Origin of the sequence: Streptomyces albospinus, assembly GCF_014648695.1 — a bacterium.
GTDB lineage: Bacteria > Actinomycetota > Actinomycetes > Streptomycetales > Streptomycetaceae > Streptomyces > Streptomyces albospinus.
In genome coordinates this window covers 138843-157490 of the sequence record NZ_BMRP01000009.1, presented here as the reverse complement: position 1 = coordinate 157490, position 18648 = coordinate 138843, and the positions used below count along the sequence as shown (strand labels likewise).

Sequence of the window (18648 nt, the reverse complement as noted above, 5' to 3'; positions counted from 1 at the left end):
CGGCCGTTGCGCGGGGGAGCGGTCAGCTCTTCGGCAGGTCCGGGAGCTTCGGCATGTCGGGGATCTTCACGCTGCCGTCCTCGCTCTTGGTGTACTTCTCGGTCGGGCCGCCCTTCCAGGAGACGGTCAGCGTCTTGCCGTCCGCGCCCGGCTTGAGGGTGCCCATGGTGCGGGTGGTGTCGCCGTCGGTGCACTTGAGGACGGCCATGGTCATCCCGGCCATCTTCTCGACCTTGCCCATGCAGGCGGACTTGTGGCCGTTGCTGAACGCGATGGTGCCCTTGGCGACCACGAGGACCAGCGGGCTGCCGGCGGTGCCGCCCTTCCACGCGCCCTCGACCGCGGTGGTGTCCGAGGTCGTGCCGTCGCCGCCGCCCGGAGTCGTCGGGGCGGCCTCCGGCGTCTTGCTGGGGGTGCTGCTGTCCTTGCTGCTGCCGCCGCTGCTGCCGCAACCGCTGAGCAGCAGTGCGGCGACGGCGACCGCCCCGGCGAACTGTGCTGCCTTGCGCACGTACGTCTCCTCCGTTGTGGGACAGGGACCCGTGAGGCTAGCAGCGGGCCGCGACGACCGGCAGGCGGAGTTCGCCGACAGAGGCCCGGCCCGCGCCCGACGCGGCCTTGTCCTCGCGTACGGCGCGCTCCCCGTACGGCGCGCTCCACCGCGTGCGCGGCCCGCTCCGTGCGGGCCGCCCGCCGCGGCTCGCGTCGTACGGCGCGGTGGCCGTGGCCCGGCAGCAGCCTGCGGTCCAGGGCGCAGCCCGCGACGAGCGCCGCGAGCAGCCGGGGCGCGGGGGTCGGGCAGACAGGCAGGCCTGCACCGCCGGGCGGAAGCGCTCCCGGGCCGGCCCGGCAAGATCCACCGGACCGGCCGGCCGCGCGCCGGGTCGAGGGCGAGCGGCAGCAGTTCCTCGGGGAGCGGGGAGCGGGGAGCGGAGCGTCAGGCCGGGCCGTCGGCGGGGACCTCGCGGGCCGGCAGCACCCGGCCGGTGACCTCGCCCAGGCCGATCCGGGAGCCGTCCGGACCCGGCGCCCAGGCGGTGAGGGTGACCTCGTCGCCGTCCTGGAGGTAGGGACCCTTGCCCTGGGTCAGTTCCAGCAGGCAGCCCAGCTGGTCGGGCTCGGGCCCGGAGACGGTGCCGGAGGCGTACAGGTCGCCGGTGCGCAGCGAGGCGCCGTTGACGGTCATGTGGGCGAGCTGCTGGGCGGCCGTCCAGTACATCGCGGCGAACGGCGGGCGGGAGATCACCTCGCCGTTGCGGGCCACCTCGATCCGCAGGTCGATGCCGCCGGGCTCGGCCGCCGCGTCGTCGAGGTACGGCAGCGGCGCGACGTCCCGGGCGGGCGGCGCGGTCCGGGCCGCGTCGAAGGCGTCCAGCGGCGTGATCCAGGCGGAGACGGAGGTCGCGAAGGACTTGCCGAGGAACGGGCCGAGCGGGACGTACTCCCACGCCTGGATGTCGCGCGCGGACCAGTCGTTGACCAGGCAGACGCCGAAGACGTGGTCGCGGAAGCCGGCCAGGCCCACCGGCTCGTGGAGTGCGGAGGGGGTGCCGACGACGAAGCCGACCTCGGCCTCGATGTCGAGCCGGGCGGACGGCCCGAAGACCGGCGCGGCGTCCGCGGGGGTCTTGCGCTGGCCGTGGGGCCGGACCACCGGGGTGCCGGTGACGACGACGGTGCCCGCCCGCCCGTGGTAACCGATCGGCAGGTGCTTCCAGTTGGGCGGCAGCGCGGCGCTGTCGGGACGGAAGATCTTGCCGACGTTGGTGGCGTGGTGCTCGCTGGAGTAGAAGTCGACGTAGTCGGCGACCTCGAAGGGGAGGTGCAGGGTGACGCCGTCCAGCGGGTGCAGCAGCGGGGCGACGGCGGTGCGGTGCGCGGGGTCGGTCAGGGCGGTGCGGACGGCCGCGCGGACCTGCTGCCATACGGGGCGGCCGGCGGCGAGCAGCGGGTTGAGGGTGGCGGCGCCGAGCAGTTCGCCGTGCGGCGCGGCGACGACGGAGGGCAGCGCGCCGGGCAGTGCGCTCAGGTCCAGGACGCGGCTGCCGTAGCGGACGCCGATCCGGCGCCGGTCGGGCGCGTCGGCGGTGCTGAAGACGCCGTAGGGGAGGGTGTGCGGGCCGAAGGGGTCGCCTTCTGCCAGGTCGAACGGGCTCTGCTCCGGGCTCTGCTCGGGCATGGACGCTGCTCCTCGCGTTCGTCGTCGTCGCCGGTGGGCGGCCGGTGGTCCGTCGATCAGGGTACGGCCGGGGGCGGGCGGCGGGGCGGTCCGCGCCAGGGAATCGGACGGTGCACCGGCGGGGGTGAACCCGCTGGTTCTGGCAATGTCCGGAAAAGCCTTGCCGCACTGCGCAATTCGGTCCTAGCGTCCTTTGCGGGCACGTGCCGGGGGGCCGTCCCGTCGGGGCCGTTCCGTTGGGGGGACATGTGGCGCGCAGGGGCGTACGGCTCGGGGTCGACCGGAGCGTGCCGGGGCTGATCGTGAAGATCGGCCGGTATCCGCTGCACCACGGGGGTGTCGGCGCGATCCGCAGCCTGGGGCGGCTCGGCGTGCCTGTGTACGCCGTCACCGAGGACCGTTTCACGCCTGCCGCGGCCTCCCGCTATCTGGCGGGCCGGTTCGTCTGGCCCACCACCGGGCGGGAGGATCCGAGGCGGCTGGTCGACGGGCTGCTGCGGATCGGCCGCCGGATCGGCCGGCCCGCGGTGCTGTTCCCGACCGACGAGGAGGCGGCGGTGCTGATCGCCGAGCACGCCGCGGAGCTCGCCGGATCGTTTCTCTTCCCTCGGGTCGATCCCGCGCTGCCCCGCCGACTCGCCAGCAAGCAGGGCCTGCACGAGCTCTGCGCCGCCCACGGGGTGCCCACGCCGGCCGCCGCCTTCCCCCGCTCGTACGCGGAGATCGCGGCGTACGCGGACCGGGCCCGTTTCCCCGTGGTGGCCAAGAACCGGGAGGCGTTCGTCCGGCGCAGCCGGCCCGCGGTCGCCGGGACGACCCGGATCGGCGGACCGGACCGGCTGCTGGACCTGGCGCGCGACTGGGGACCGCGGCCGGCGGTGATCCTCCAGGAGTACCTGCCCGGCGAGCAGGCCGAGGACTGGATCGTGCACGCCTGCTGCGATGAACACGGCGCGGTGCGGGTCCTGTTCACCGGCGTCAAGGTGCGCTCCTGGCCGCCGTACGCGGGCATGACGGCCTGCGCGTACGTCGTCGACAACCCCCAACTCGCCGCCATGACCGGCGACTTCGTCCGGAGTGTCGGGTTCGCCGGGATCGCCGACCTGGACTGGCGGCTGGACCGCCGGGACGGCCGCTACAAGCTGCTGGACTTCAACCCGCGGATGGGCGCGCAGTTCCGGCTCTTCGAGAACACCGCCGGGGTGGACGTCGTCCGCGCCCAGCACCTCGCGCTCACCGGGCGGCCGGTGCCCGAGGGTGCGCAGCGGGCCGGGCACCGCTTCGTCGTGGAGAACATCGATCTGCCCGCGCGGCTCGCCTACCGGCGCGGCCGTACGGGACCGCACGGACCGGCACGGGCCGCCGGCACCGAACTGGCGTGGTTCGCCGGCGATGACCCGCTGCCGTTCTTCACCATGCTCGCGCGCAGCGTCGGGCCGGGCGCCCGGCATCTGGTGCAGCTGCGGCGGGCGGGCCGCCGCGCCGGTACGGCCGGGGGCCGTTTCACGTGAAACTCCACCGTGGGGAGGGACCTTGGTGAGCACTCCAGTAGCGGTCATAGGGGCGGGGCCGTACGGGCTGGCGACGGCCGCGCATCTGCGGGCGCGCGGCCTGCCGGTGCGGATCTTCGGGCAACCGATGGACAGTTGGGCGGAGCGGATGCCCGCGGGCATGCTGCTCAAGTCGACCCCGGCGGCGTCCAGCATCGCCGTCCCGCACACCGGGCACACCCTGCGCGACTTCTGCGCGGCGACGGGGGAGCGGCGCTATGCGTCCGACTGGGACGTCATCCCCGTCGAGACCTTCGTCCGCTACGGCCGGTGGGTGCAGCGGCGAGTGGTCCCCGAGCTGGAGCGGGTCCGGGTGGTCTCGGTCGACCGGCGGGCGGACGGCTTCGAGCTGAAGCTGGACAGCGGCGAGCAGTTCGGCGCGCGGGCGGTGGTCGTCGCCACCGGGCTGAGCGGACTGGCGCACCTGCCGTCCGTACTGGCCGCCGCGGCCCCCGAAGGGCCGTCGCCCACCGGACCCGTCTCGCACAGCTCGCAGCACCGCGACCTCGCCGCGCTGGCCGGTCGCGAGGTGGTGGTCGTCGGCGCCGGGCAGTCGGCCCTGGAGAGCGCGGTGCTGCTCGCCGAGGCGGGCGCGGCGTCCGTACGGGTGGTGGCGCGCGGGCCCGCGGCGGTGGGCTTCGGCGCGCCTCCGGACCGCCAGCCGCGGCTGCGCCCGCCCTCGCCGTTCGGCAACGCCTGGTCGCTGTGGGCGCTGACGGAGCACGCGGGCGGCTTCCGCCATCTCCCGGTGCCCGCCCGGCGGTTCCTGGTGCGCCGGGTGCTCGGCCCGCTGGGCGCGTGGTGGCTGCGGGACCGCTTCGTCGGGCGGGTGCGGGTGAGCCAGGGGCGGCCGATCGACCGGGCCGAGGTGCGCGACGGCCGCCCGGTGCTGTCGCTGCGCGGCTCGGACGGGCGCGGCGCCGAGCTGGCCGCCGATCACGTACTGGCAGCGACCGGCTACCGGGTGGCGCTGGACGCGCTGGACTTCCTGGGCCCGGGGCTGCGGACCGGGATCACCGTACGGGCGGGCGGGCCCCTGCTGGACGCCGGTTTCGGCTCGTCCGTACCGGGGCTGTACTTCACCGGGCTGTCGGCCGCCGCGTCGTTCGGGCCGGTGATGCGCTTCGTGTGCGGCACGGACTTCGCCGCGCCCCGGCTGGCGCGGGCGCTGGTGCGGACCTACGGGTGAGGCGGCGGGCGCGCCGCGCCACCGGCCCCGCCGTGCGCGGTCCGGCCGGCCGGGGAGACGGCCGGAGTGGCCTGCGTGTCGGGGAAGTCGGGGCGCGTCGGGGCCGTCGGGGGCGCCGCGGGCATCGGGGCGGCCGGGAAGGTGCCGGCCCCGCACCGCGCGGTCCTCGCGGGTGTGCCGTACTCCGGTCGATGTCGCGGTGGGACCCGTGGCCGGGACGGTGGTGCGCCTGTGGGGCAAGGGGTGTTCGGGGTCTCGTACGCCTCTTCCGGTACCTCCCTCTCACGGGTGACCTGTGCCGAGAGGTGATCCGGGACATGGCTGCGGGGCGGCTTCTGTGCTGGCCGAGTGGTTCGGGGGGCGGGCGCTCACGGTGATCCAAGTGCGACCGGATACGCTGGCCAGTGGTGAAGACAGCGACAGATCGACATTCCGTTTGATCGTCAGCAGACAGGAGTACCCCTCGTGACCGTCGTCGGGCCCATTGGGCTGAGCGTGCGGGACCAGGCTCTTGAGGCCGATGTCCAGGCCGGATTGGCGGCTGTCGAGGAGGGCCTTCTGGAGGCCACCAAGAGCGACGTGCCGTTCATCACCGACGCCGCGCAGCATCTCGTGCGCGCCGGAGGCAAGCGGTTCCGCCCGCTGCTGGCGATGCTGGCGGCCCAGTTCGGCGACCCGTACAGCCCCGGTGTGGTGCCCTCGGCGGTCGTCGTGGAGCTGACGCACCTGGCGACGCTCTACCACGACGACGTGATGGACGAGGCCGATGTGCGCCGCGGGGTGGCCAGCGCCAACGCCCGCTGGGGCAACTCCGTCGCGGTGCTCACCGGTGACTTCCTCTTCGCCCGCGCCTCGCACATCCTCGCCGACCTCGGACCCGAGGCGGTCCGGATCCAGGCCGAGGCGTTCGAGCGCCTGGTGACCGGACAGATCCTGGAGACCGCGGGGCCGCGCGACGGCCGCGACCCGGTCGACCACTATCTGGACGTCATCGCGGGCAAGACCGGCTCGCTGATCGCGGTCGCCGGCCGGTTCGGCGCGATGATGTCGGGCGCCGACGAGTCGACGGTCAACATCCTCACCCAGTACGGCGAGCGGCTGGGCACCGCGTTCCAGCTGGCGGACGACGTCCTGGACATCGCCAGTGACTCGCACGAGTCGGGCAAGACGCCCGGTACGGACCTGCGCGAGGGCATTCCGACGCTGCCCGTGCTGCGGCTGCGGGCGCTCGCCGAGAGCAGCGCCGGCACCCCCGAGGACCGCGCGCTGTGCGAGCTGCTGGCCGGCGATCTCACGGACGACGCCCGGCACGCCGAGGCGCTGGCCGGGCTGCGCGCCCACCCGGCGCTGGAGCAGGCCCGCCGGGACACGGTGCGCTACGCCGAGGACGCCCGCGCGACGCTGGCGCCGCTGCCGGAGTGCATGGCGAAGTCCGCGCTGGAGGGGCTCTGCGACACGGTGGTGCACCGCGCGGGGTGAGGCCGCGGTGCGGTGCCGGAGGCGGTGCGGGCGGTGCTGCCCGGTGCCCGCGTCCGGCTTCTCCGCCGATGTCCCCTGACGTCCTCCGGGGTTTCCCCTAGGGCGTTTTCCCTGGTGTGATCAGCCCGCCGTCGTACGGGCGCGGGCGTGCGGTGACCCGACGTCATCCCAGAGCAGTACGTGGAGTTGGCCCTGCGGGTTGACGCCCGGGGCCGCGGGATTTGGTGAGATGGAGAGCACCAGTAAGCGGTGGGCGGGCCACAATGAGCCAGGGGTGGACGCGTGGAGGACGTAAGCCCGCCGCACACGACGGAGGTAGGCCAGATGCCACGGAACGAACCGACCGAGGTCACCGAGGAATGGGACGGGGGGCGCTCGGCGAAGCGCCGTAAGGCGGTGCGGTACGCCGTACCGGTCGCGGTGGCGGGGGTGACGGCGGCGACGATCGGACTGGTCCCGGCGTTCGCCGGATCCGGTTCCCCGGACCTGCCGAAGATCTCCGCGCAGGACCTGATAGCCAAGATCGCCAAATCCGATGTCCAGCAGCTCTCCGGCACGGTCCAGGTCACCACGGACCTCGGTCTGCCGTCCCTGCCGGGCGGCATGGGCGGGGCCGGCGGCTTCGGCGGCGGCCCGGGCGGCGGCGAGCACGGCGGGTCCGGCGCCTCCGCGTCGCCGCAGAGCAAGCTCACCGAGCTCGCGTCCGGTACGCACACGCTGCGCGTCGCCGCCGACGGCCCCGAGAAGCAGCGGGTGTCGATCGTCGACAAGACCGCCGACTACACCCTCATCCACAACGGCAAGGACGTCTGGGCGTACGACAGCGGCAGCAACACCGCTGTCCACAACACCGCCCGCGAGGACGCCCGTCACGGCGAGCACGGCAAGCACCACGAGGGCCCCAAGGACCTGCCCAACGGCCTCCAGAACGCCACTCCGCAGGAGCTCGCGAAGCAGGCCCTGAAGGCGGCCGGCGACACGACCGCGGTCACGGTCGGCGACACCGCCAAGGTGGCCGGGCGGGACGCCTACCAGCTCGTCATCAAGCCCAAGCAGTCCGGCTCCACGGTCGGCTCGATACGCGTCGCGGTGGACGCCGCCAACGGCGTCCCGCTGAAGTTCACCCTCACCCCCAAGAGTGGTGGCCCGGCCGCCATCGACGTCGGCTACACCAGCGTCGACTTCGCCAAGCCCGCCGCGAACACCTTCTCCTTCACCCCGCCCAAGGGCGCCAAGGTCGTCGACGGCGACCAGCAGCGGGCGAAGGCGCAGCGCGAGCACGGCAACGACGGCAAGGGTGCCAAGGGCGCCATGGACCGCAAGGGCCTGAAGGACTTCGGCGGACTGAACGTCATCGGCAAGGACTGGACGTCCATCGCCAAGATCAAGGGCGCCGGCCCCGGCGGCAAGGACCAGGCGGCCAAGGGCCAGGCAGGCAAGCTCCTGGACAGCCTGGGCAGCAAGGTGACCGGCTCCTTCGGCTCCGGGCACCTCTTCAGCACCCGCCTGGTCAACGCCCTGATCACGGACAACGGCACGATCTACGTCGGCGCCGTCGACAAGCAGGCCCTGCTGGACGCGGCCAACGCCGCGAAGTAACGGGCCGGCTGCGGCGGTCCGGAAGTGCCGCCGTACGATCCGCCCTACGCGAAGGGCCCGCCGCGCCTCCCGTCCGGGGAGGCGCGGCGGGCCCCGCACGCCGGCGGTGTGCGTGCCGTGCCGCCCGCAGGCGTCATGCGTCCGCACGAGCCATGCCGTACGCCATGAGGTGAGGGAGCCCATGCCACCGCCAACCGCCGCGGATCCCGGGCGCGCGGTGCCGCGCGATGCGGACCACGTGATCGAGACCCGCGGGCTGACCAAGGCGTACCGCGGCGGCCAGCTCGCCGTCGACCGCCTCGACCTCGCCGTACCGCGCGGCAGCGTCTTCGGCTTCCTCGGCCCCAACGGCTCCGGCAAGACCACCACCATCCGGATGCTGATGGGCCTGATCGAGCCGACCGCCGGCAGCGCCCGGGTGCTCGGCCGGCCGATGCCGGGCGCGAGCCGCCAGGTGCTCCCCGCGGTCGGCGCGCTCATCGAGGGCCCGGCGCTCTACGGCTTCCTCAGCGGCCGGGACAACCTGCGGCGTTTCGACGCCGCCGACCCGACCGCCGACCCGCGCACCCGCGACGAGCGGGTGGACCGGGCCCTGGAGCGGGTGGGCCTGGGCGCCGCGGCCGGCAAGAAGGCGCGCGCCTACTCCCTCGGGATGAAGCAGCGCCTCGGCCTGGCCGCCGCGCTGCTCCAGCCCCGTGAGCTGCTGGTCCTGGACGAGCCGACCAACGGCCTGGACCCGCAGGGCATGCGGGAGATCCGCACCCTGGTCCGCGAGTTGGCCGCGGACGGCACCACGGTCTTCCTCTCCTCCCACCTCCTCGACGAGATCGAGCAGGTCTGCACCCACGCCGCGGTGATGGCCCGCGGCCGGCTGATCACCCAGGGCACGGTCGCCGAACTCTCCGCCACCGTCCTCGATTCGGGCGGCCACGGCCGGCTGGCGGTGACCACCCCGGACCCGGCCGACGCGACCCGCGTCCTGAAGGAGCACGGGGTGACCGACATCCGGGTCGCCGGCGACCGGGTGACCGGCGACCTCCCCGCGCCGCCGGACGGGCACCCGGCGGAGCCGGCCGATCTGAACGCCGCGCTGGTCCGGGCCGGCGTCCGGGTCCGCGCTTTCGGCGCCGAGCGGGCGTCTCTGGAGGACGTCTTCGTGCATCTCACCGGGGAGGGCTTCGATGTCGCAGGCTGAGACGGTGCGGCGTGCGCCCCGGCGGCTGTGGTCGCTGGGCCTGCTGCGCAGCGAGATCGGTACGACCTTCCGGCGCTGGCGCACCCTCGCGCTGCTGGCCGTGCTCGCCGGCGTCCCGATCCTGGTCGGCGTCGCCATCAAGATCGAGACCGGCAGCCGCGGTCCGGACGGCGGGGACGGCGGCCCGGCGTTCATCTCCCAGGTCACCAACAACGGCCTCTTCCTGGTCTTCACCTCCCTCGCGGTGACACTGCCGTTCTTCCTGCCGATGGCCATCGGGGTCATCGCGGGCGACGCCATCGCCGGCGAGGCCAACGCGGGGACGCTGCGCTATCTCCTCGTCGCCCCCGCGGGCCGCGCCCGCCTGCTGTTCGCCAAGTACGCGACGAGCATGGCGTTCTGCCTGGTCGGCACCCTGGTCGTGGCGCTCTCGGCGCTGGTGACCGGCGCGGCGCTGTTCCCCCTGGGCAAGGTCACCCTGCTCTCCGGGACGTCCATATCCTTCGGCGAGGGGCTGCTGCGGGCGCTGGCGATCGCCGGGGTGGTGGCGCTGTCCCTCCTCGGGGTGGCGGCACTGGGCCTGTTCATCTCGACGCTCACCAACAGCGGTATCGCGGCGATGGCGACCACGGTCGGCCTGCTGATCACCGTGCAGATCCTGGACACCATCCCGCAGCTGCACGCCATCCAGCCGTATCTCTTCTCGCACTACTGGCTGTCCTTCGCGGACCTGCTCCGCGACCCGGTCTACTGGGACCAGTTGCAGAAGAACATCGGCCTTCAGGCGCTGTACGCGGTGGTGTTCGGCTCGGCGGCCTGGGCGCGGTTCACCACCCGCGACATCACGGCCTGACGGGCCCGGGGGCCGCCTGCGGCCCGGTCGTCTCTCAACCGGCCTCGTGCCCGGCCGGGTCCGCGGCGGTCCGGGTGGCGTGCGCCGCCTCGGCCGCGGCCGTCTCGCCGGCCCGCGCCGCGGCCCGGGCCAGCTCCGTCCGCCCCTTCCGGGCGGTGCGCAGCGCGTCCCAGGTCAGTACGGCCAGCGCGGCCCACACGAGCGCGAAGCCGGCCCAGCGCTCCGCCGGCATCTCCTCGTGGAAGACCGTCAGTCCGAGCAGGAACTGGAAGGTCGGCGCCAGGTACTGCAACATGCCGATCGTCGTCAGCGGCAGCCGTACCGCCGAGGCGCCGAAGCAGATCAGCGGCACCGCGGTGGCGATACCGCACGCCGACAGGAGCAGCGCCTGGCCCACCCCGCCGGTGGCGAAGCTGGAATCACCGCGGACCCCGAGGAAGACCAGATACCCCAGAGCCGGCAGCGCCTGAAGGGCCGTCTCGGCGCTGAACCCCTCGATGCCGTCGAGCTTGATGCCCTTCTTGACCAGCCCGTACGTCGCGAACGACAGGGCCAGCCCGAGCGCGATCCACGGCATCTTGCCGTAGGCGATGGTCATCACCACGACGGCCAGCGCGCCGACGCCCACCGCCGTCCACTGGAGCGGCCGGAGCCGCTCCCGCAGCACCAGCACCCCGAAGGCGATGCTGACCAGCGGGTTGATGAAGTAGCCCAACGAGGCTTCCAGTACATGCCCGGTGTTGACCGCCCAGATGTACAGGAACCAGTTCAGCGAGATGACGACGGCGCAGACCAGGATCAGCCCGAGCCGCCGGGGCTGGCGCAGCAGCGGGCGTATCCAGGCCCAACGGCGCAGCGCGGCAAGGATGATGACGGCGACGGGCAGCGACCAGACCATGCGGTGGGCCAGGATCTCGGCCGGTGCGGCGGTGCTGAGGAGATGCCAGTAGAGCGGCAGCAGACCCCACATGGTGTAGGCGGCAAGGCCGTAGGCGAGTCCGGCGCGCTGGTCGGTTCGAGGCTGCAAGGGGCCCTCCTGGTGTGCTGCGTCGACCTGTGAAAGGTAGCGCCGCACGGATCGGCTGTCATGTCCGTTTTGAAATACGGTCATGACGCTCCGGCCCGGCGCAGCCGACGGGCCGCTGCCGGCCCCGAACCGCGCCCGCCGAGCCCCGTCCCGGACCCTCCCCGGCCCTCGGCCGGGAGCGGCTTCAGCGCTCCGCGAGCGCGCCGGCGAGCGGGGTTGCCGGGTGCCCGGCGAGCCGGCCGAGCGGGCCCGTGGCACAGGCGGCGACGGACGGCCGCGGCGGATGCCCGTGCCCTTGCCCGTGGCAGTCGGAAGGCCGCCGGCATGGCACCGGCACGGCGCTGCGGCCCCGTCCGCGCAAGGGATGCGCCGCGGCCCTCCGCCGCCGCCCGGGGGCCGCCCGGAACGGCCGAGCGGGTGCCCGTACGGAAGCGCCGTCAGACGCTTCCGTACGGGCACCCGCTCGCTTCGGGCAGGCGGTGGCGGGTCAGCCGACGACCGTCCAGGTGTCGTTGCCGGCGAGCAGGGCGGCCAGGTCGCCCTTGCCCTTCTGCTCGATGGCGCGCTCCAGCTGGTCGGACATCAGCGTGTCGTAGACCGGCCGGTCGACGTTGCGCAGCACACCGATCGGGGTGCGGTGCAGGGTGTCGGGGTCGGCGAGCCGGGAGAGGGCGAACGCCGTGGTGGGGGAGGGGCTGTGCGCGTCGTGCACCAGGACCCCTTCGGTGCCTTCCTCGGTGACGTCGATGATCTTGAGGTCGCCGCCGGACGGGTCGCGGACCACGCCCTTGGAGCCCAGGCCGTCGGGCGCCGGGGCGCCGAACCGGATCGGCTGCCCGTGCTCCAGGCGGATCACGGCTTCCTGGGCCTGCTCCTTGTCCTTGAGGACCTCGAAGGCGCCGTCGTTGAAGATGTTGCAGTTCTGGTAGATCTCCACCAGTGCCGTGCCGGGGTGCGCGGCGGCCTCGCGCAGCACCGAGGTCAGGTGCTTGCGGTCGGAGTCGATGGTGCGGGCGACGAAGGTCGCCTCGGCGCCGAGCGCCAGCGAGACCGGGTTGAACGGCGCGTCCAGCGAGCCCATCGGCGTGGACTTGGTGATCTTGCCGAGCTCCGAGGTGGGGCTGTACTGGCCCTTGGTCAGGCCGTAGATCCGGTTGTTGAACAGCAGGATCTTGAGGTTGACGTTGCGTCGCAGGGCGTGGATGAGGTGGTTGCCGCCGATGGACAGCGCATCGCCGTCGCCGGTGACGACCCAGACGGACAGATCGCGGCGCGAGGAGGCCAGGCCGGTCGCGATGGCCGGGGCGCGGCCGTGGATGGAGTGCATCCCGTAGGTGTTCATGTAGTACGGGAAGCGGGAGGAGCAGCCGATGCCGGAGACGAAGACGATGTTCTCCTTCGCCAGACCGAGCTCGGGCATGAAGCCCTGGACGGCGGCGAGGACGGCGTAGTCACCGCAGCCGGGGCACCAGCGCACTTCCTGGTCGGACTTGAAGTCCTTCATGGACTGCTTGGCTTCGGCCTTGGGCACCAGGGAGAGCGCCTCGATCTGCGAGGACCTCTCCGAGATCGTCTCAGTCATTGATGGCCTCCTTAAAGACCTCCGCGAGCTGCTCGGCCTTGAACGGCATTCCGCTGACCTGGGTGTGCGAGCGCGCGTCGACCAGATACCTGGCGCGCAGCAGGGTGGCGAGCTGTCCGAGGTTCATCTCCGGCACGATCACCTTGTCGTAACGCGCGAGGACCTCGCCGAGATTCCGCGGGAAGGGGTTGAGGTGGCGCAGATGCACCTGCGCGATGCGCTCCCCTGCGCCCCGTACGCGCCGTACCGCGGCAGTGATCGGGCCGTACGTCGAGCCCCAGCCCACCACCAGGGTGCCGGCGCCCCGGCCGCTCTCGTCCGCGGGGTCGTCGACCTCGACGTCCGGGACCTCGACGCCGTCCACCTTCGCCTGGCGGGTGCGCACCATGAAGTCGTGGTTGGCCGGGTCGTAGGAGATGTTGCCGGTGCCGTCCTGCTTCTCGATGCCGCCGATGCGGTGCTCCAGACCGGGCGTGCCGGGGACGGCCCAGGGGCGCGCCAGCGTCTGCGGATCGCGCTTGTAGGGCCAGAACACCTCGGTGCCGTCCGCCAGCTCGTGGTTGGGGCCGGCGGCGAACTGCACGCGCAGATCGGGGAGTTCGTCCACCTCCGGGATCCGCCAGGGCTCCGAGCCGTTGGCCAGATAGCCGTCGGAGAGCAGGAGGACCGGGGTGCGGTAGGTGAGGGCGATGCGGGCCGCGTCGAGCGCCGCGTCGAAGCAGTCGGCGGGCGTCCTCGGCGCCACGATCGGCACCGGGGCCTCGCCGTTGCGCCCGTACATCGCCTGGAGCAGGTCGGCCTGCTCGGTCTTGGTGGGCAGGCCCGTCGAGGGGCCGCCGCGCTGGATGTCCACGATCAGCAGCGGGAGCTCCAGGCTGACCGCCAGGCCGATGGTCTCCGACTTCAGCGCCACACCGGGGCCCGAGGTCGTGGTCACGGCCAGCGAGCCGCCGAAGGCCGCGCCCAGCGCCGCGCCGATGCCGGCGATCTCGTCCTCCGCCTGGAACGTCCGCACACCGAAGTTCTTGTGCTTGGACAGCTCGTGCAGGATGTCGGAGGCCGGGGTGATCGGGTACGAGCCGAGGTACAGCGGCAGATCCGCCTGCTGCGAAGCGGCGATCAGGCCGTAGGAGAGCGCCAGGTTCCCGGAGATGTTGCGGTAGGTGCCCGTCGGAAACGCGGCGGTGGCCGGCGCGACCTCGTAGGAGACCGCGAAGTCCTCGGTGGTCTCGCCGAAGTTCCAGCCGGCCCGGAAGGCGGTGACGTTCGCCTCCGCGATGTCCGGCTTCTTGGCGAACTTGGCGCGCAGGAACTTCTCGGTGCCCTCGGTGGGGCGGTGGTACATCCAGGACAGCAGACCCAGCGCGAACATGTTCTTGCTGCGCTCGGCCTCCTTGCGGGAGAGCCCGAACTCCTTGAGCGCCTCGATGGTCAGCGTCGTCAGCGGCACCGGGTGGACGTTGTACGCCGCCAGCGAGCCGTCCTCCAGCGGGCTGGTCGCATAGCCCACCTTCGCCATCGGGCGCTTGGTGAACTCGTCGGTGTTGACGATGATTTCCGCGCCGCGCGGCACGTCGGCGATGTTCGCCTTGAGCGCGGCCGGGTTCATCGCCACCAGCACGTTCGGCGCGTCACCGGGGGTGAGGATGTCGTGGTCGGCGAAGTGCAGCTGGAAGCTGGAGACGCCCGGGAGGGTGCCGGCGGGGGCCCGGATCTCGGCGGGGAAGTTCGGCAGCGTCGACAGGTCGTTGCCGAAGGACGCCGTCTCGGACGTGAACCGGTCACCGGTGAGCTGCATACCGTCACCGGAGTCGCCGGCGAACCGGATGATCACCCGGTCCAGGCGCCGGACTTCTTTGTCCGGGCCGCCGTCGCCGGGGCTGCGCTGTTCCCCGACAAGCGCTCCGTCGGCCTGCTCGGCTGTGCTACTGACCTGGCTGGTCACTGCTTCGGACCTCCCTCAAGGGGTGCGGCATCCCCGCCGGAGGCAGGGCTTGGGACGTGTCGTACCGACCGGTTGTCCCATATCCATCGTACTTGGGTAAGGGTGTCCTTCCCTGGGTCGGTCACATCGTGGACACCGAGGTGAGACACCGTTCTGGCCTGTTTTGTCATCGAATCATTGCCCCTGCCACCCTGTTTTCCGCACGCGCCGGTCTCGTCTATTGGTTCTACGTCCAAGGTCCCGGTTTTGGATGGCCATCGCCCCTGCCTGCATATCTGACAGGGTGTCAGGTCGTCAGGAATCGAGATAGGTGAGTACCGCAAGCACCCGTCGGTGATCCCCGTCACTCTGGGCCAGGCCCAGCTTCAGGAAGATGTTGCTGACGTGCTTCTCGACGGCGCCGTCGCTGACCACCAGCTGCCGGGCGACGGCGGAGTTCGTCCGGCCCTCGGCCATCAGCCCGAGCACCTCCCGCTCCCGCGGGGTCAGGTGGGCCAGCACGTCCTGCTTGCGGCTGCGGCCCAGCAGCTGCGCCACCACCTCCGGGTCCAGCGCCGTACCGCCCTGCGCCACCCGCACCACCGCGTCGACGAACTCCCGCACCTCGGCGACCCGGTCCTTGAGCAGATAGCCGATGCCCCGGGTCGACCCGGCCAGCAGCTCGGTCGCGTACTGCTCCTCCACGTACTGCGACAGCACCAGCACCCCCAGGTCGGGGTGGTCCCGGCGCAGCCGGATCGCGGCCCGTACGCCCTCGTCGGTGTGGGTCGGCGGCATCCGTACGTCCGCCACCACCACGTCCGGCAGCGCGCCCTCGGCCGCCAGCTCCCCGATCACCTTGATCAGCGCCTCGGCGTCCCCGACCCCCGCCACGACCTCGTGCCCCCGGTCGGTCAGCAACCGCGTAAGGCCCTCCCGCAGCAGCACCGAATCCTCGGCGATGACCACCCGCACCTTGTCCTCCACGACTCTGCGTCCCCCAGCTCCGTACGGTCCCACCCTGCCAGCCCCCAGCATTCCAGCATCCGGACGGGGGCGGGCGGGTGAGGCGGAAGGCAGGGGACGGAGGGGACGGAGGGAACAGGGGAGGCGAGGGGGAGGCGGAAGGCAGGGGGTGCGGAGGGGCGGTGCAGTCGGGCGCGCGGCCGGAGCCGGACCCCCGTCCCGGCTCCGGCCGCGCGGCCTCAGGGGCGCGGCCCGGCGGCGGTCAGCTGCGCCAGGTCAGCCGCGCCACGGCAGTTCGGCGGTGACGGAGGTCGGGCCGCCCTCGGGGGACTCCACGACCAGCAGGCCGTCGACCGAGTCCAGCCGTTCGGCGAGACCGGCCAGCCCGCTGCCCGCCTCGGTGTGCGCACCGCCCCGGCCGTCGTCGGACACCAGCAGCATCAGCCGGTCCGCGGTGCGCCAGACGTCCACCGTCGCGCGGCCGGCCCGGGCGTGCTTGGAGACGTTCTGGAGCAGCTCGGAGACGGTGAAGTACGCGATGCCCTCGATCGCCGCGGCCGGGCGCCGGTCCAGGTCGACATGGACCGCCACCGGAACCGTGCAGCGCGCCGCCAGCGCGGACAGCGCCGGGCCCAGCCCCCGGTCGGTCAGGATCGCCGGGTGGATGCCGCGAGCCAGATCGCGCAGCTCCTGGAGGGCGGTCTTCACCTCGCCGTGCGCCTCGCCCACCATGCGCGCCGCGGCCTGCGGGTCCTCGGCCAGCTTCTCCTTCGCCAGGCCCAGATCCATGGCGAGCGCCACCAGCCGGGCCTGCGCGCCGTCGTGCAGATCCCGCTCGATGCGCCGCAGATCGGCGGCGGCGGTGTCCACCACCACCCCGCGGTCCGACTCCAGCTCGGAGACCCGGCTGGCCAGCGGCGACGGCCCCAGCAGGCCCCGGACCAGGACCCGGTCCACCTGCGTCAGCCCGTGGATCACCCACGGCCCGGCCAGCACGAGCAGCAGCCCGACGCCGCTGGTGAGCCCGATGGCCAGAGGGGAGCCGAGGTAGAAGCCGTGGCCGTAGCCGTCGCCCCAGAGCTGGAGGCCGGGCTGGGCGGAGTACTGGGGGAACGTCCACGCCCACAGCGGGTAGACCAGCAGTGCCCAGCCCACCGCCCAGAACGTCGTCGCGAAGACGAACGCGAACAGCGCCCACGGGAAGTGCAGCAGGGAGTACAGCAGATGCCGCCAGGACGCCCCGCTCTTGAGCACCGCCCCGACCCACCCCATCAGGCCGGGCTTCGACGGGCGGACCGGCTCCGGATCGGCCACGTCCACGTCCAGCAGGGCCCGGGCCCGGAGGCGCTCCAGAGTGCCCAGCCCCCGGGCGCCGACCAGGCCGCCGGCCAGTACCGGGATGCCCAGGAACGTGATCAGCAGACCGGCCGCCAGCGCGACCACCGCGATCGCGTACGAGAACATCAGGCTCGCCATCGGGACGCTGAGAAAGAGGTGCAGGAACTCCCGCCAGGTGCGTCCCGAGAAGGGGGCGCGCAGCCCCACGGGCACCCGGGAACCGCGGGGGTGCGGGGGGTAGGCGGAGTGCGCGGTGTCCATGGTCTCGTCGTCCGTTTCTGCCGTGGCGGTCCGTGCCGTGCCCGGCGCCGATTCCGGCCGGCGTCGATGCCCGCCGGCTCGTATCCAGGTTCTGCCACCGCCGCCGCCCGGACCATGAGGCTGCTCGCAGTCTTCTCCGGGGGTTTTCCCCACCCCCGCGCGGCGGTCAGCGGCGCCCGCGCGCGCCCTTCCCCCGGCCGCCCTCCGGACGCTCCCCGGGCCGCGGTCGCCACGGCACCTCCGCGGTCACCCGCGTCGGCCCGCCCGCCGGCGAATCCAGGACGAACAGCCCGTCCACCGACCCCAGCCGGTCCGCGAGCCCGGCCATCCCGCTGCCGCCGTCCAGCCGCGCGCCGCCCTTCCCGTCGTCCCGCACCTGGAGCAGCAGCCGGTCCCGGGACCGCCACACCTCCACGGACGCCTGCCGCGCGGCGCTGTGCTTGGAGACGTTCTGGAGCAGCTCGGAGACGGTGAAGTAGACGATGCCCTCGATGGCGGCGGCGGGCCGCTCGGCCAGATCCACGGACGTGGTGACCGGCACCGTGCAGCGCCCGGCCAGCGACGCCAGCGCGGGCCCCAGACCGCGGTCCGTCAGGATCGCCGGATGGATGCCCCGGGCCAGGTCCCGCAGCTCCTGGAGCGCCAGCTTCACCTCGCCGTGCGCCTCGTCCACCATCGCCGCCACGCTCTCGTCGGCCCGGCCCTCCAGCAGCTTCTCCTTCGCCAGCCCCAGCCCCATGGCGAGCGCCACCAGCCGGGCCTGCGCGCCGTCGTGCAGATCCCGCTCGATGCGCCGCAGATCGGCGGCGGCGGTGTCGGTGACCGCCACCCGGTCCGACTCCAGCTCGGCGATCCGCCGCTCCAGTTCGTCGGACGGCGAGAGCAGCCCGCGCACCATCGCCCGGTCCACGTTGGACAGCCAGCGCGCCAGCCAGGGCAGCACCGGCCAGCCCACGAAGAGCGAGACGAGGACGACCGCGAACGTGAGGATGCCCCACGGCAGCCGGACGAACGCGAACAGCGCGTGCCGCCAGGCGACCGGGTCCTTCAGACACGTCCACAGCCACCCGAAGAACCCGTGCTCCCGAGGCCGCAGCCGGCTCGGCTCGTCCACCGCGACCCCCAGCCAGGAGCGTGCCCGGGCCCGCTCCAGCCTCCCGTACTGCCGACAGGCCGTCAGCCCCGTCGCCAGCAGCGGCACTCCGACCACCGTGACGGACAGCGCCAGCCCCGCCGCCAGCCACACCACCAGCACCACGAACGCCACCACGTCCAGTGGGAAGTTGGCCAGCAGATACCCGATCTCCCGCCAGGTCCAGCTGCTGAGCGGTGCCCTGGGCGGCGGCAGCGACACCCCGTCACGGGCGTCGTCGGCAGGGTCGGTGAGCTGGGAACTTTCCGTCATACGCCCCAGCTTGCCGGTCCCGCGACCGGCGTGCCATGGGGTTCGTGGGGTGGCGGGGGTGGGGTTTGCCCCACCACCCGCCGTATCGGCGCGGGTTGCTG

The 18648-nt window shown here is 73.1% G+C and carries 14 protein-coding genes; 6 read left to right on the top strand and 8 right to left on the bottom strand.

Features of this window, described 5'->3' with window-relative positions; genetic code table 11:
- Positions 1-22 precede the first annotated feature (22 nt).
- Positions 23-511 carry a hypothetical protein gene (locus tag IEZ17_RS15190; protein WP_189300335.1) on the bottom strand — a complete coding sequence of 163 codons (489 nt, stop codon included), beginning with the start codon at positions 509-511 and terminating at the stop codon, positions 23-25.
- A gap of 426 nt (positions 512-937) precedes the next feature.
- Positions 938-2179 (bottom strand): fumarylacetoacetase, encoded by a 1242-nt coding sequence (fahA, locus tag IEZ17_RS15185; protein WP_189300333.1) that lies wholly within the window; start codon positions 2177-2179, stop codon positions 938-940.
- Between the two features lie 248 nt (positions 2180-2427).
- On the opposite strand from fahA, the gene IEZ17_RS15180 reads away from it, so the two are divergent.
- The 6 genes from IEZ17_RS15180 (at position 2428) to IEZ17_RS15155 (ending at position 10044) form a co-directional block, all read left to right on the top strand.
- Positions 2428-3690: a carboxylate--amine ligase gene (locus tag IEZ17_RS15180; protein WP_189300332.1), complete on the top strand. Its 1263-nt coding sequence runs from the start codon at positions 2428-2430 to the stop codon at positions 3688-3690.
- Between the two features lie 25 nt (positions 3691-3715).
- Positions 3716-4918, top strand: coding sequence for an FAD-dependent oxidoreductase (locus IEZ17_RS15175; protein WP_189300330.1), 1203 nt, complete (start codon positions 3716-3718; stop codon positions 4916-4918).
- A 465-nt stretch (positions 4919-5383) separates the two neighbouring features.
- On the top strand, positions 5384-6397 hold the full coding sequence (locus tag IEZ17_RS15170; RefSeq protein ID WP_189300328.1) for a polyprenyl synthetase family protein: 1014 nt from the start codon (positions 5384-5386) through the stop codon (positions 6395-6397).
- Between the two features lie 324 nt (positions 6398-6721).
- Positions 6722-7996 (top strand): LolA family protein, encoded by a 1275-nt coding sequence (locus IEZ17_RS15165; RefSeq protein WP_189300326.1) that lies wholly within the window; start codon positions 6722-6724, stop codon positions 7994-7996.
- 181 nt (positions 7997-8177) lie between these two features.
- Positions 8178-9191, top strand: coding sequence for an ABC transporter ATP-binding protein (locus tag IEZ17_RS15160; RefSeq protein ID WP_189300324.1), 1014 nt, complete (start codon positions 8178-8180; stop codon positions 9189-9191).
- Positions 9178-10044: an ABC transporter permease gene (locus IEZ17_RS15155; protein ID WP_189300323.1), complete on the top strand. Its 867-nt coding sequence runs from the start codon at positions 9178-9180 to the stop codon at positions 10042-10044. Before IEZ17_RS15160 ends, IEZ17_RS15155 begins: the two co-directional genes overlap by 14 nt.
- A 34-nt stretch (positions 10045-10078) precedes the next feature.
- On the opposite strand, the gene rarD is transcribed toward IEZ17_RS15155, so the two are convergent.
- The 6 genes from rarD to IEZ17_RS15125 all read right to left on the bottom strand — a co-directional run bounded on the left by rarD (position 10079) and on the right by IEZ17_RS15125 (position 18547).
- The gene (gene rarD / locus IEZ17_RS15150) at positions 10079-11071 is read right to left on the bottom strand and encodes an EamA family transporter RarD (RefSeq protein ID WP_189300321.1); all 993 of its coding nucleotides are present in this window, start codon (positions 11069-11071) and stop codon (positions 10079-10081) included.
- 487 nt (positions 11072-11558) lie between these two features.
- Positions 11559-12653 carry a 2-oxoacid:ferredoxin oxidoreductase subunit beta gene (locus tag IEZ17_RS15145; protein WP_189300319.1) on the bottom strand — a complete coding sequence of 365 codons (1095 nt, stop codon included), beginning with the start codon at positions 12651-12653 and terminating at the stop codon, positions 11559-11561.
- Positions 12646-14598, bottom strand: a complete 1953-nt coding sequence (locus IEZ17_RS15140; RefSeq protein ID WP_189300317.1) for a 2-oxoacid:acceptor oxidoreductase subunit alpha — start codon at positions 14596-14598, stop codon at positions 12646-12648. Before IEZ17_RS15140 ends, IEZ17_RS15145 begins: the two co-directional genes overlap by 8 nt.
- 294 nt (positions 14599-14892) lie before the next feature.
- Positions 14893-15552 (bottom strand): response regulator transcription factor, encoded by a 660-nt coding sequence (locus IEZ17_RS15135; RefSeq protein ID WP_229852291.1) that lies wholly within the window; start codon positions 15550-15552, stop codon positions 14893-14895.
- Positions 15553-15819: 267 nt separating this feature from the next.
- Positions 15820-17142, bottom strand: coding sequence for a sensor histidine kinase (locus IEZ17_RS15130; RefSeq protein WP_189300314.1), 1323 nt, complete (start codon positions 17140-17142; stop codon positions 15820-15822).
- Positions 17143-17308: 166 nt separating this feature from the next.
- Positions 17309-18547 (bottom strand): sensor histidine kinase, encoded by a 1239-nt coding sequence (locus IEZ17_RS15125; protein WP_189300492.1) that lies wholly within the window; start codon positions 18545-18547, stop codon positions 17309-17311.
- Positions 18548-18648 lie beyond the last annotated feature (101 nt).

Excerpts from the sequence above, each read along its gene's own strand:
- IEZ17_RS15125 (WP_189300492.1), bottom strand. The coding sequence starts at position 18,547 with ATGACGGAAAGTTCCCAGCTCACCGACCCTGCCGACGACGCCCGTGAC.
- IEZ17_RS15155 (WP_189300323.1), top strand. The coding sequence starts at position 9,178 with ATGTCGCAGGCTGAGACGGTGCGGCGTGCGCCCCGGCGGCTGTGGTCG.
- IEZ17_RS15160 (WP_189300324.1), top strand. The coding sequence starts at position 8,178 with ATGCCACCGCCAACCGCCGCGGATCCCGGGCGCGCGGTGCCGCGCGAT.
- fahA (WP_189300333.1), bottom strand. The coding sequence starts at position 2,179 with ATGCCCGAGCAGAGCCCGGAGCAGAGCCCGTTCGACCTGGCAGAAGGC.
- IEZ17_RS15145 (WP_189300319.1), bottom strand. The coding sequence starts at position 12,653 with ATGACTGAGACGATCTCGGAGAGGTCCTCGCAGATCGAGGCGCTCTCC.
- IEZ17_RS15130 (WP_189300314.1), bottom strand. The coding sequence starts at position 17,142 with ATGGACACCGCGCACTCCGCCTACCCCCCGCACCCCCGCGGTTCCCGG.
- IEZ17_RS15165 (WP_189300326.1), top strand. The coding sequence starts at position 6,722 with ATGCCACGGAACGAACCGACCGAGGTCACCGAGGAATGGGACGGGGGG.